General features: G+C 67.8%; 13 protein-coding genes and 1 tRNA gene. 7 read left to right on the top strand and 7 right to left on the bottom strand.

Annotation, left to right across the window (positions count from 1 at the left end; all coding sequences use genetic code 11):
• Positions 1-146 precede the first annotated feature (146 nt).
• The 5 genes from SLNSH_RS23540 to SLNSH_RS23520 all read right to left on the bottom strand — a co-directional run bounded on the left by SLNSH_RS23540 (position 147) and on the right by SLNSH_RS23520 (position 3,236).
• Positions 147-1,034, bottom strand: coding sequence for an SUMF1/EgtB/PvdO family nonheme iron enzyme (locus SLNSH_RS23540; protein WP_106340622.1), 888 nt, complete (start codon positions 1,032-1,034; stop codon positions 147-149).
• A gap of 57 nt (positions 1,035-1,091) precedes the next feature.
• Positions 1,092-2,225, bottom strand: coding sequence for a copper-containing nitrite reductase (nirK, locus tag SLNSH_RS23535; RefSeq protein WP_106340620.1), 1,134 nt, complete (start codon positions 2,223-2,225; stop codon positions 1,092-1,094).
• Positions 2,226-2,411: 186 nt separating this feature from the next.
• Positions 2,412-2,627: a hypothetical protein gene (locus SLNSH_RS23530; RefSeq protein ID WP_106340617.1), complete on the bottom strand. Its 216-nt coding sequence runs from the start codon at positions 2,625-2,627 to the stop codon at positions 2,412-2,414.
• Positions 2,628-2,631: 4 nt separating this feature from the next.
• Positions 2,632-2,904 (bottom strand): hypothetical protein, encoded by a 273-nt coding sequence (locus SLNSH_RS23525; RefSeq protein WP_106340615.1) that lies wholly within the window; start codon positions 2,902-2,904, stop codon positions 2,632-2,634.
• 14 nt (positions 2,905-2,918) lie between these two features.
• Positions 2,919-3,236 carry a hypothetical protein gene (locus SLNSH_RS23520; protein ID WP_106340613.1) on the bottom strand — a complete coding sequence of 106 codons (318 nt, stop codon included), beginning with the start codon at positions 3,234-3,236 and terminating at the stop codon, positions 2,919-2,921.
• 277 nt (positions 3,237-3,513) lie between these two features.
• Between SLNSH_RS23520 and SLNSH_RS25625 the strand changes: the two genes are divergently transcribed.
• The 7 genes from SLNSH_RS25625 to pyk all read left to right on the top strand — a co-directional run bounded on the left by SLNSH_RS25625 (position 3,514) and on the right by pyk (position 10,657).
• Positions 3,514-3,648 (top strand): hypothetical protein, encoded by a 135-nt coding sequence (locus SLNSH_RS25625; protein ID WP_280954494.1) that lies wholly within the window; start codon positions 3,514-3,516, stop codon positions 3,646-3,648.
• Between the two features lie 98 nt (positions 3,649-3,746).
• A tRNA-Pro gene (locus SLNSH_RS23515) sits at positions 3,747-3,823 on the top strand.
• Positions 3,824-4,116: 293 nt separating this feature from the next.
• Positions 4,117-4,704: a hypothetical protein gene (locus tag SLNSH_RS23510; RefSeq protein ID WP_106340611.1), complete on the top strand. Its 588-nt coding sequence runs from the start codon at positions 4,117-4,119 to the stop codon at positions 4,702-4,704.
• 22 nt (positions 4,705-4,726) lie between these two features.
• Positions 4,727-5,428 carry a fimbrial biogenesis chaperone gene (locus SLNSH_RS23505; protein ID WP_106340609.1) on the top strand — a complete coding sequence of 234 codons (702 nt, stop codon included), beginning with the start codon at positions 4,727-4,729 and terminating at the stop codon, positions 5,426-5,428.
• Positions 5,403-7,823: a fimbria/pilus outer membrane usher protein gene (locus SLNSH_RS23500; protein ID WP_106340607.1), complete on the top strand. Its 2,421-nt coding sequence runs from the start codon at positions 5,403-5,405 to the stop codon at positions 7,821-7,823. The genes SLNSH_RS23505 and SLNSH_RS23500 overlap by 26 nt, the downstream gene beginning before the upstream one ends.
• Positions 7,820-8,674 carry a Csu type fimbrial protein gene (locus SLNSH_RS23495; protein WP_106340605.1) on the top strand — a complete coding sequence of 285 codons (855 nt, stop codon included), beginning with the start codon at positions 7,820-7,822 and terminating at the stop codon, positions 8,672-8,674. Before SLNSH_RS23500 ends, SLNSH_RS23495 begins: the two co-directional genes overlap by 4 nt.
• A gap of 570 nt (positions 8,675-9,244) precedes the next feature.
• Complete coding sequence (gene pyk, locus SLNSH_RS23490) at positions 9,245-10,657, top strand: pyruvate kinase (protein WP_106340603.1); 1,413 nt, start codon at positions 9,245-9,247, stop codon at positions 10,655-10,657.
• Between the two features lie 132 nt (positions 10,658-10,789).
• Here pyk and SLNSH_RS23485 read toward each other — a convergent pair whose 3' ends face one another.
• Positions 10,790-11,518 (bottom strand): GntR family transcriptional regulator, encoded by a 729-nt coding sequence (locus SLNSH_RS23485; RefSeq protein WP_196240307.1) that lies wholly within the window; start codon positions 11,516-11,518, stop codon positions 10,790-10,792.
• 247 nt (positions 11,519-11,765) lie between these two features.
• Positions 11,766-12,347, bottom strand: a 582-nt coding sequence (locus SLNSH_RS23480; protein ID WP_106340599.1) for a succinate--CoA ligase subunit alpha, incomplete at its 5' end; no start/stop codon positions are given.

The raw sequence follows: 12,347 nt of genomic DNA, 5'->3' as shown, positions 1-12,347 counted from the left end.
GCGCTCCTCGCAAGGACGGAGGGGAGGCGTCATGCCCTCCTTCTTGCTCGTCGGCTATCGGACTTCTTGCAAACAGGGATCACATGACTCGCGCCATCATCCCCGAAGCGTGGCTCCGTCCGGGGATGATGGCGCGGGATGGGGCGTCAGGCCCGCCGCAGAGCGGTCTTCACGCGGGCCACGAGGGCGTCCACGGGGCCGGCGTGCTCGCGGACCAGGCGGAAGCCGAGGTTGGCGGGCGGGACGCCGACGGCGCAGCCGCCGCCCTTGGCGTCGCGGATGAAGTCGGTGACATAGGCGCGGTGCTCGCCCTCCACGACGCGTACGCCGCAGTTGACCGTGCGGGCGCCGGTGGGTTCGCCGGCGGCGTCCAGCCCCTGGCGCAAAAAGCAGGTGTTGGTCCACTCCCAGACGTTGCCGGAAAGGTCCGCCACGCCCCGCTCGTTCTCGCCGAATGCGCCGATCGGCCTTGGGGCCTTGTCGACGGCGCCCGCGCGCGCCGACTCCTGCTCGTACTTGGCGAGCCAGCGCTTGGTGAAGGCGTCCGTTCCGTCGTCGCCCTCGACCGCGTCGTCCTTGAAGCGGCTTCCGGCCACATAGGCCCACTCGGAGTCGGTGGGCAGGCGCCAGGTCTGGCCGGTCCTGCGGGAGAACCAGGCGGCGTAGGCGCTGGCGTCCTGCCAGCTGACGCCGACCGCCGGCACGTCCGGCCGGCCGATGTCGCGGCCCAGGCGGCGCTCGCAGGCGCCCTCGGCGACGCAGCGGTCGTACTCGGCGGCGCTGACCTGGGACTTCATGATCTCGATGGGAGCGGAGAAGCGCCAGGCCCGCACGGGCGCGTTCACCGGGCGTCCTGCCCGGTTGAAATCGCCGGCCACCCGATAAGCGAATTCGCCGGCCTCGACCCGCACCACCGGCACGGGATCCGGCTGCGGCTCGCCGACCAGGCGATGGCCGCCCATGGCCAGCGCGACAGGCGCGACGGCGATCACCACCGCCTTGGCGGCGAGGTTGGCCTTGAGCATCACGAACATGGCGAAGCCCCCTTGAAGAAACCTGGCCCGCCGAGGGGCGGGCCAGGGGACGTGCGCTTAGTGGCTGTGGGCGACCGGGGCGGTCTCCAGAGCGCCGGTCCTGGCGCCGGCGCCGATCGGGCTCGGAGGCGTGACCTGCTTCATCAGGTCGTCGTTCCACTTGCCCTCGACCTTGAAGTGCGCGGTGGCGCCCAGGTCCACGCCCTCGATGAGGTTGTGGTTCACGTAGGCGTAGACGCCCGGCTGCTTGAAGGTGTAGAGGGCCGCTCCCGCGGAGCCGCCGCGGACGAACCAGGTCTCCAGGTCCTTCTCCGGCGGGTTGGCGAACTTGCCGGTCTCCCAGACATAGTCGCCATGCCCGCCGATCAGGTGCGGACGGGTGTCGCGGTTGGCCTGGCTGTGGACGATCAGGACGCGCTCGCCGACCTTCGCGGTCAGGGCGTTCTTGCCGGTCAGCGCGCCGACCTTGCCGTTGAACACCTCGTGGGTGGGGATCAGCTTGCGCATGACCTCGAGCTGGTCCGGGTAAGCGTCGCCGGCCGTCTCATAGGTCTTGTACTTCCCCTTCTCGTCCTTCGGCACGTAGAAGTCCTGCTCGCCGATGTAGAAGGCCTTGTCGTACTTGAGGGGCTGGCCCTTCTCGTCCTTCAGGCCGTCGCGCGGCAGCACCATGATGGCGCCGTTCATGCCCGATACGACGTGCCAGGGGATCATCGCGCCGCCAGGGGCGCAGTGATAGACGAACACGCCGGCGCGGTCGGCCTTCCAGCGCAGGACCGTCTGCTCGCCGGGGTTCACCAGGGTCAGCTCGCCGCCGCCCAGGCCGCCCGTGGCGGAATGGAAGTCGATGTTGTGCGCCATCATGTTGGTGTCGGGGTTGACCAGCGTCAGCTCGACGTAGTCGCCCTGGTGGACCACCATCATCGGCCCGGGCACCGAGCCATTGAAGGTCATGGCGTGGATCTTCGTGCCCTCATTGTCGATGACGAGCTCCTTCTCCTGGATCGTCATCTTGAACTGGACCACCTTGGGGCCGGCGGTCACAGCCTGCTCGTGGGAATGGATGAAGGGCGGAGCGACCAGCTCGACCTGCTCGCGGGGGAGCTTCGACACGTCCTGCGCCAGCGCCGGAGCGGCAGCGACGAGGGTGGCGACGGCAGCGGCGGCCATCATGGCGCGGCGGGTGAACATCGTGATCTCCGTGAGGTTCGGTTCCTCTTGACGGATTGGACGATGCGCCTTTCCCCCCTCGCCTTCTTTGCGGCTCAACAAATACTTCTCATGCCCAAAACGAAGCAAAGCCAGCTTCTATTTGCTGTAAAGCAAAGACCCGCCGGAACCGGCGGGTCTGGGCCTTCAGATGCAGGACAATCAAGCCTACGCGTCGCCGCTTCTGGCGTTGTGACTGCGCTTCAGGTTGGGTGTCTGCGTCGGCTCGGTCCCGACCGACGTGTCCGTCATGTTCACCTGGGAATCCTTGATGGCGCCCTCACGCGCCGTCCGGTGCGGCGGCGTGGTGGTCTGGGAGCCGGCCTGCTGCTTCATGCGCATGGCCTTCTCGGCGTTGGACTTCAGGTCGTTGCTTCCCTTCATGGGGTCACCTCTTGGAATTGTGCTGGCCCGGACCGCCGTCGTGATGGGACGGGTGGCCGCCCTGGTGCTGGACTCGCGGAGCGCCGCCGGCTCGGTCGCCGCCGCCATTCTGGCGACTCTGCCCGTCGTGGCGCTCGTCGGCGCCCGAGCGATCCTGCGTCGCGCCGCGGAAGCCCTGGTGGCCCTGGCTGGCGGGATTGGAATTGGCCTCCTTCTGCAGGACGGGCTCGTGGCCCTTCTGCTTCTCCGAGCGGTTGTTGTGGTCTCGAACGGTCATTGGCCGGCTCCGATTCAGCGTTCCTTGGATTTCAGCGAGCCCTGGGCGCCGGACTGGTTCGACATGGGATCGCTCGTCACGGCGCTGCTGTTCCCGCGGCCGCCGGAGGGGCCGCCCGACAGGTGGTTGGCGCTGTGGTCCTGGAACTGCTCCGTCTGGACCATCTTGCCGTCGAGGCCGCGTTCGCCGCTGTGGCGGGACTTGTCGCGGTTGCTGAGCACCATGTTCTCGGTCAGGCGGCCGTCGACGATCGACTCATCCGTCATGGCGCCTGTGCCCGCATGCTTGCCCAGCGCGCCGGAGCCCATGTTGTTCTTGCTGGCGTTGGCCATCTGCGCATCTCCGTTGGCTGTGCTTCGCCTGGAACAACGAGCCCGGAGAGGATCGGTTCGCGAAAAAGTCCCGCTCGAAGCCGCATCCCTGCGCAGCCCGCGCCGCCCGGTGTGGCTGGGGGGCGACGCCGGCAAGAATTGGTTAACCACGCCCGCGGGGGCCAGTGGAGATGTGCGCAAGCGCACCGCTTCGCCGCAGGTCTGCCGCGAAAGTGCCGCCGTCTGACCTGCCTATCGGGGATGTATTCGCGAACGCGCATTTCTCGGGAGAATCATGATGATCGACGCCATCTTCGAAATCGTCCTCGAACTGATCGACGAGGCCATTTTCGGGACGCTCGGCCGCATGGTCGCCTGGGTGCGATCCCTCGGTCGCGGCGAGGCCACGCAGGACGCCCCCTGCCTGGATTGAGCGAAGGCGCCGCTCGCACCACGGCCGGCCGCCCTCATTTTAGGGTTGCGCGGAAACCGGCGGGCGCCTATAAGGCCGCGGTCGCCAGTCGACAGTGTCGGAGCGTAGCGCAGTCTGGTAGCGCACCTCGTTCGGGACGAGGGGGTCGGAGGTTCGAATCCTCTCGCTCCGACCAAAAGTTTCTCCTGATCCAGCAGGACATGAAGGCCTCCCCGTCGGGGAGGCCTTTTTTGCATCTGGCGGGCTTTCCGGGGTGGCGCGCCCCTGGCCTTGGTAGGCTCGCGGACCGTCACGGCGCAGACACCCATAGTTGCGCGACAGCCCTGCACAATCTAAAATTGCTTATATTTCAAACACTTAAGATTCAGCATTAACTCGGAGTTAGCAGTTCCCGCCTAGTTTCGCCTCAACCCCCGTCAGCATGGGGGCGCCCCCTCCAGAAGGAGGGACTTCGAGGAGAAGCTCGTAATGCGTAACGTCAAATTCTTCGCCGCCCCGGCGGTCATCGCGTTCATGGCGCTCGCCACCTCCGTCAACGCCCAGGCCTTCACTTTCACCAACGCCAATCCTTCCATCTCGGTGACGGCTTCCGCCTCGGGCCCCACGGCGGCCTGCACCTGGGGCACGGCTGCGACGGCCGCCGTCGGCGCGCTCGGCAGCTTCCAGAAGGCCGGCGACACGGTCGCCGCGGCGAAGGGCATCGCGGTCAACCAGCCCTTCACCTGCACGGGCGCCAACGCGACCGTCACGGTCACGGCGTCGTCCGCCAACGGCGGCAAGCTGCAGTCGGGCACCACCGGCGCGTACTGGACGCTGGCCTACGAAGTGTACCCGGGCTCCACCACCGCCACGGGCACCCCGCTCACGCTGACCACGGCCGGCGTCGCCTTCCCGGGCACCATCTCGGCAACCAGCGGCGTTGGCACCAACGCCACCTTCTACGTCAACGTGAAGGCCGGCACCGCGCTGCAGGCCGTGGGCGCTCCCGCCAACATCGCGACGGGCGCGACCGTGAACTTCACCGACACCATCACGCTCTCGGCGACCTACAACTGATCTCAACTACCAAGGACTGAACATGATGCGGTGGCGCCTCTCCGTGGCGGCATTGTCCGCCTTCGCGCTCATTGGCCAGGCCCGGGCCGCGGGTCTTTCCGTGACCCCGATCCTGCTGGAAGGATCAAGCGGCGCCACCGCGTCCCTCACCGTTCGCAACGGCTCCAACGTCCCGGTGAACGTGGAGGCCAAGGTGATGGTCATGGAGCAGGACGGTGGCCGCGAACGCCTCGTTCCTGCAAGCCGCGTGGTGGTTTCACCGCCGGTCGCGCAGCTGAAGCCGCGCCAGGACTACGTGTTCCGGGCCGTCCGGCTTGGACACGATCCCGTCTCCGCCGAGGAGGCCTATCGGGTGGTGGTCACCGAACTGCCGAATCCCGTGGCGGGCACTGGGGTGAACGTGGCGCTCGCCCATGCGGTGCCGCTCTTCTTCGAGCCGCGAAACGCGAAGCCCGCGGCCCTGTCCTGGCACGCTTCGGTCAGCCGCGGCCGCGTGACCCTGACGGCCACCAACGAGGGAGGCCGGCGGGCGCGTATCAGCAACGTCAAGCTCTCGGACGGCCGCAGCACCATCGACTTCGAGCGCGGCTCCCTGGGCTACGTGCTCGCCGACGCCACCATGTCATGGGTTCGGCCCGCGAAGTCTCTCGGCGCCGGCCCGCTTCGGCTGACCGCCGAGAGCGACGGAGGCCCGATCGATGTGCGCATCGACCCGGACCGCTAGGCTCTGGGTCGTTTTTCTCATCATCGTTTGGCCCTTGTTCGAGTCGCGGGCCAGCCTTGCCGGGCCGGAGGAGCGTGACCTCCACCTCGAGGTGTTGATCAACGATCGCCAGGGCGGCCTGATCGGCGCGTTTCACCAAAGCGCGGATGGCCGCATGACGGCGACCCGGGCGGAATTGAAGTCCCTGGGGCTGGCCCCGGGAGCCGGCGCCGATAACGAACCGGTCGACCTCGCCAGCATGCCCGGCGTGACCGCCGTCTTTGACGAGCCGACCCAGCGCATGATGATCACGGTCACCGACCTGGATCGGCTCGCCCCAACAGCGGTCGACGCGGCGGCGGAGAACGGCGAGCCCGCGCGCGAGCCTCCCGTCTCGAACGTGGGCCTCGCGCTGAACTATCTCGTCTACGGCAGCGCACAACAGTCGGTCTGGCGCGAGGCGCCGAAGTTCTCCGGAGGCTCGGTCCACTTCGACGCCCGCGCCTTCTCGCCGTACGGTGTTCTCGAGCAATCGGCCATCCTGGGCGCGACCACCATGCGCCAGGCGGACGCGATCCGTCTCGACACCCGCTTCACCTACACGGATTCGGAGCGGCTCATCAGCGCCCAGGTCGGCGACGTGATGACGGCGGGGCCGTCCTGGGCCCGGCCGATCCGCATGGGCGGAGCCGCTGTGTCGCGCGACTACACGCTCCGGTCGGACATCGTCACCGCTGCGCTGCCTGTGCTGAACGGCACCGCGGCCGCGCCCTCGACGGTGGACGTCTTCGTGAACGGGGTGAAGACCTATTCGAAGGACGTGCCCGCGGGCCCCTACTCGCTGATGAACGTGCCCGGGCTGAGCGGCGCCGGCCGGGCACAGATCGTGCTTCGGGACGCCACCGGCCGCGAGATCAAGAGCTCGCTGCCCTTCTTCACGTCCGCCGCTCTCCTGAAAGACGGCGCTTTCGAGTATTCGGGCGCGGTGGGCTTCGCACGCTATGGCTTCGCCACGGCAGGCACGTCTTACGGCATGAGCCCCGTCGGCAGCCTGGCGGCGCGGTATGGGCTGACCGACTCCGTCACTGTCGAAACCTACAACGAGGGCGGAGCCGGCCTCGCCAATATCGGGATCGGGGCCTCCGCCAGCGTCTTCGGGTTTGGGGTTCTGTCGGTGGCCGGCCGGGCGAGCCGCCTCGGCCAGGCCGTCGGGTACCAAGGGCACGCGTCCTTCGAGACGCGCATCGGCCCGTTCTCGGTCAATGGCGCGGCGCAGTACAGCTTCGGTGACTTCCGCGATCTCGTCGACGCCACCAATCGGCTGTTTCGGCCTGGCAAGGTGCGGTCGTTCGAAATCTTCTCCGCGCTCGATCCGGCGTTCGGATCCGTGACGCCGTCCACGCCTCTGCGGGAGATGGAGCGGCTCTCCATTTCGACGGAAGGCCCCTGGGTCGGCTCCTCCGTGGGCCTGAGCGCCGTGCGCCAGGTCTACCAGGGCCGCCCCGAATCCCGACTGCTCACGGCCCAGTTCTCGCAGCGCTTCTGGGACGGATGGTCGCTGTTCGCCACGAGCTACGTGGACGTGGGCAAGTCCCGGGACTTCGGCTTCCTGGCTGGCCTCAATGTCATCCTGGGCCCGACGGACTCGATCTCGAGCGGCGTGAGCGCCGCCGGCAAGACCGTGAGCGGCGTCATGCAGGCTCAGCGCCAGATGGGGACCGAGACCGGCAGCTACGGCGCCCGGGTGAGCGTGGCCCAGAGCAGAGGGCAGAGCCGCGGATACGGCGCAGGCGCCTCCTATCAATCCTCCATCGGTCGCATCGCCGTGAACGGGGATCACCAGAACGGATCGAGCAACGTCAATGGCGAGTTCGAGGGCGCCATCGTGGCCATGCCGGACGGGATCGCCGCCACACGACGGGTTGAGGACAGCTTCGCGCTCGTGAAAACAGGCGTCCCCGACGTGGAGGTCTCTCACGAGGGACGGAAAGTCGGACGCACCGACCGCTGGGGGCGCGTGGTGGTCCCGAGCCTCTTCTCCAACAGCCCGAACCGGATCTCGGTGAACCCTGACACCCTGCCGACCACCGCCTCGCTGACCAAGACGGAGGACATGGTGACGCCGGCGAAGCGCTCCGGAGTCGTCGTTCGGTTCGAGACCAAGTCCGAGGCGGAAAGCGCCACGGTGATCCTCAAGGACAAGGACGGGAAATTCCTCGATGCGGGGCTGCCCGGGGTCGTGGAGGGTTCGCAGGAGCCCTTCGTGGTCGGCACGGAAGGGCGGGCGTACATGCGCAGCCTTTCGACCGACAACGTCGCCGTGGTGGACCTTGGGGGCCAGTCCTGCCGCGCGTCGTTCTCGTTCACCCCGCAGCCGGATCGCGTGGTCGAAATCGGACCGGTGACTTGCCAATGAGCCTTCGCACGCTGCTGTTCCTCGCCACGCTGCTCCTGACAGGCGCTCCTGCCGTCGCCCAGAACTGCAGCATGATGGTCCAACCGCTCACGTTCCAGGTGTACAATGCGAGCGATCCTGTCCACATGGCGATCAATACCCGCGCCGAGGTGGCGTGCAGCCAGGGACGGCCCGGAGCGGCCATGCGCCTGTGCCTGGTGACACGCCCCAAGCCCGTCGCGGGTGGCGGAGCCCTCACCTTCACGGATCCCGGCGCCGTCCTGAACTTCGACGCCAGCGGGGCGGCCAAGGCGACCATCGAGACCCGAGCCCAACTCATCGGGCGGATGCAGGGCGCAAACGGAAACCGAGACACGCAGCCCATCGGTGATTATCTGGGGCTCGCGCTGGCCGACCTCCCCGGCGGATGTTCGCCGACTGCGCCAGCGGTCGGGTTCGCATCGGGGTTCGTGACTTTCGCCTTCTCCACCATCTGCAGCGCTGGCGTGGATGCTCCGATGGACTTTGGGCTGCTCGACAGCAAGGCCGTGCGCATCCTGGGCCAAGCCCGCATCTGGGCCCTGTGCTCCGCCGGAACGGCCTACCAAATCTTCCTTTACTCGGCCCTGGCGAACGCACGGAGCCCAACCCAGCGCAAGATGACCAGCGGTCCGAACGGAATCCTGTACGGCCTCTACAAGGACAGCGGCTGCCTGCAGCCCTGGGGATGGACGCGCGACGTGGACACGGTCGCGGCGGTCGGGACCGGCGACCGGCAGCGCTACACGGTCTATGGCTGCATCTTCCCCAAGGGCCAAAGCGTCCCGCCCGGGACCTACAAGGACACCGTGTCGATCACGATCGCCTATTGAGGACGGCTGTCAGCGCGGAGTGTGGCCGAGGTGCGGCATCCCGCCGCATCCGCTGCATTGCTAACTTGAGCTGAGCAGACCTCAATTGCAATATCCCGTCGTCTCCGGGATGCGGGCTCGAGGTCCACCGCGAAGAATTCCAGAGGCGGCCTGGTCAGCGACCTCCACCAGGCAAGAATTCATGCGACTTGGAGGGGGAAAGCCAAGTTTCTGAATTCGGGGGAGTGGTCCTGGTCTCCACCACCTTGTGTTCTCCCACCCGCCCGGTCGCGAGGCCCACCGGGGTTTCTGTCTCGCTGCAAGGTCCTCGCCGAAGCGACCCACGGCGCCGCCGGCATCCAGCCGATCGGGCCGCCGCAAACCAGCAGACGCTCGACGTGCGGCTTTCGAGCGCTAGGTCGCAGGGCGGCCCCATCAGCCATCCGCCATTTTCGCAGCGATGCTGCCGCCTGGGCGCCACACGCGGTGAAAACCTGCATGCGGGCGCCCTCGCCTCTTGACGCAGCGCCGCGGGCGCCGCCCGGTGGAAACGATTGCAAGCAGCGACAGAAGTGATTTGAGGAGGCCCCCGTGAGACGCAACCGCCGTGCGAAAATCGTCGCGACCCTTGGTCCGGCCAGCTCCAGCGAGGAGATGATCCGCAAGCTGTTCGAGACGGGCGTGGACGTGTTCCGGCTGAACTTCAGCCACGGCAGCCACGAGGACCATCGGGCCCGGCATACGGCGATCCGCAGCCTGGAGCGGGAGTTCGGGTATCCGATCGCCATCCTGCAGGACCTGCAGGGTCCGAAGATCCGCCTAGGCGCCGTCGCGGGCGGCCGCGTCGTGCTCGAGGCAGGCCAGACCATTCGGCTGCAGCTGGACAAGACGTCCAACGACCCGGCCGTGCTCCCGCTGCCGCACAAGGAGATCTTCGACGCGGCGATGCCCGGCAACAAGCTGCTGGTGGACGACGGCAAGGTGCGGCTGGTTGTGGAGCGGCTCGGCTCCGACTTCATCGACGCCAGGGTCGTCACCGGCGGGCCGGTCACCGACCGCAAGGGCGTCAACGTGCCCGACACGGTGCTCGACCTCTCGCCGATCACGGAGAAGGACAAGGCCGACCTCGCCTTCGGCCTGGAGCTCGGGGTCGACTGGGTGGCGTTCTCCTTCGTGCAGCGGCCCTCCGACATCATGGACGCGCACCAGCTCGTGGGCGGGCGCGCGGGCGTGATGGCCAAGATCGAGAAGCCGGCGGCGCTCTCCAGCATCAACGACATCGTGTCGCTGTCCGACGCCATCATGGTGGCGCGCGGCGACCTGGGCGTGGAGATCCCGCCGGAGGACGTTCCTGGGGCGCAGAAGGACCTGGTGAAGCTCTGCCGTCTGGCCGGCAAGCCCGTGATCATCGCCACGCAGATGCTGGAGTCGATGATCAGCGCGCCGACCCCGACGCGCGCGGAAGCCTCGGACGTGGCCACGGCCATCTATGACGGCGCGGACGCGGTCATGCTCTCTGCGGAGTCGGCCTCGGGCCAGTATCCGTTGGCGGCCGTCGAGACGATGGATCACATCATCGCCCGGACGGAGAAGCACGGCAGCTATCCGCCGATCATCGAGGCGCTGAAGCCGGCCATCGAGTCCCTGCCCCAGCACGCGATCTCCGCCGCGGCGGCCGAGGTGGCGAACGCCATCGGGGCGGCCGGGATCGTGGCGTTCACGTCCAGCGGCACGACGGCGTACCGCATCGCGCGGCAGCGGCCGTTCATGCCGATCCTGTCGATCACGCCCTCCGAGGCGACAGCCCGGCGGCTCGCGCTGCTCTGGGGCTCGTACAGCGTGCGCTCGGACGACGTGTCGAACTATGGCGAGATGGTCGCGCAGGCGGTGGACCAGGCCAAGGCGGTGGACTTCGCCAAGCCTGGCGAGACCATCGTGGTGGTGGCCGGCGTGCCGTTCGGCAAGGCGGGCAGCACCAACAACATCCGCGTGGTGACGGTCTAAGGGCGGCGCGTCGTCAAGGCGACGTGCACGGGGTCGATGGGCGCGCTGCTGGTCAGCCTGCGCCCAGACCTCTGGATTGCTTCGCGGCGCTCGCAATGACGGGGGGACCGCTCTGAGAACGAGCGGCTCTCGTCAGTCGAAGATGCCCTCGCTGTGCGCCTCCACGTAGGCGGCCAGGCCGAGGGTATGGTCGCGGGAGAGGCGCTCGGCCAGGGGGACATCGCGCTTCTCCAGGGCCTCGATGATGGCCATGTGGTCCGCCATGGAGCGCGTGGCGCGGTCGTCCCGTCCGATGGTGATCTGCCGGATGCCGCGCACGTGCAGGACGATGTTGTCGGTGAGCTCGGCCAGGAGCTTGGAGCCGGAGAGCCGGATGAGGGTCTGGTGGAAGGCGAGGTTGGCGGCGGAGTACTCGCTGGGGTAATCGGCCGGCTTGTGGCCTTCGCCGAAGCCGCTGAAGATCTTGCGCAGCGAGGCGATCTCCTCGTCGCTGGCGCGCTCGATGAGGAGGCGGACGGCCATGCTCTCCAGGGCCGCCCAGGCCTGGATCATCTCGATCACTTCGCGCTTGGTCTTGCGCAGCACCATGATGCCGCGGCGCGGGAGGGACTTCACGAAGCCCTCCTGCTCCAGCATGGCGATCGCCTCGCGCACCGGCGTGCGGCTCACGCCCATGCGCTCCGAGAGCTGGCGCTCGTCAATCCAGGTGGGTTCGGGGGACGCGTAGATCTCCATCCCGATGATGGCCTGCTTCAGCGCGCCATAGACCCGGGTCTTGTAGGTCTCCTCCGGCGCGAAGCGTTCGAGCACGAGTTCCGGGGCCGGAGCCTCGGCCACGGGCCAACGGGCGGGAGCTTTCACCAGGGAACCTCCATCGTGAGGATACGCCTCCCCTAAGTGAGCGATGGAGCCGGTTTTGTCGAGTGCAAGCTTGGGTTGAGCTGATTGTGTTTGAGTCGGGAAAGCAGGCTGGCCCCGTGTTGGGTCGCCAGGCGACGCCCCGGCCGGGGCGGGTAGGCGCGAGGCAACGTGGATCCAGGCGCCCGCGAAGGCTGCCCTGGATCCCCTTCCCGGCGCGTCGCGCCGCCGGGGATGACGGCGCAGTGGTTCAGCCCTTCAGCACTTCCACGAGAGTCTTGCCGAGGCGGGCCGGCGATGGCGATACGCGGATGCCCGCGGCCTCCATGGCGGCGATCTTGTCCTCGGCGCCGCCCTTTCCGCCCGAAATGATGGCGCCCGCGTGACCCATGCGACGTCCGGGAGGCGCCGTACGCCCGGCGATGAAGCCGACCGTCGGCTTCTTGCGCCCGCGCTTGGCCTCGTCCGCCAGGAACTGCGCCGCATCCTCCTCGGCCGAGCCGCCGATCTCGCCGATCATGATGATCGACTCGGTCTTGGGGTCGGCCAGGAAGAGCTCCAGAACGTCGATGAACTCCGTGCCCTTCACCGGGTCGCCGCCGATGCCGACGGCGGTTGTCTGGCCCAAGCCCTCGCAGCTCGTCTGGAACACGGCCTCGTAGGTCAGCGTGCCCGAGCGGGACACGATGCCGACATTACCCTTCTTGAAGATGTTGCCCGGCATGATGCCGATCTTGCAGGAGCCGGCCGTCATGACGCCCGGGCAGTTGGGCCCGATCAGGCGCGACTTGGAGCCCTGCAGCGCGCGCTTCACCTTCACCATGTCGAGCAC

The organism is Alsobacter soli, assembly GCF_003004785.1.
GTDB lineage: Bacteria > Pseudomonadota > Alphaproteobacteria > Rhizobiales > Beijerinckiaceae > Alsobacter > Alsobacter soli.
This window is presented reverse-complemented; position numbering and strand designations above follow the sequence as displayed.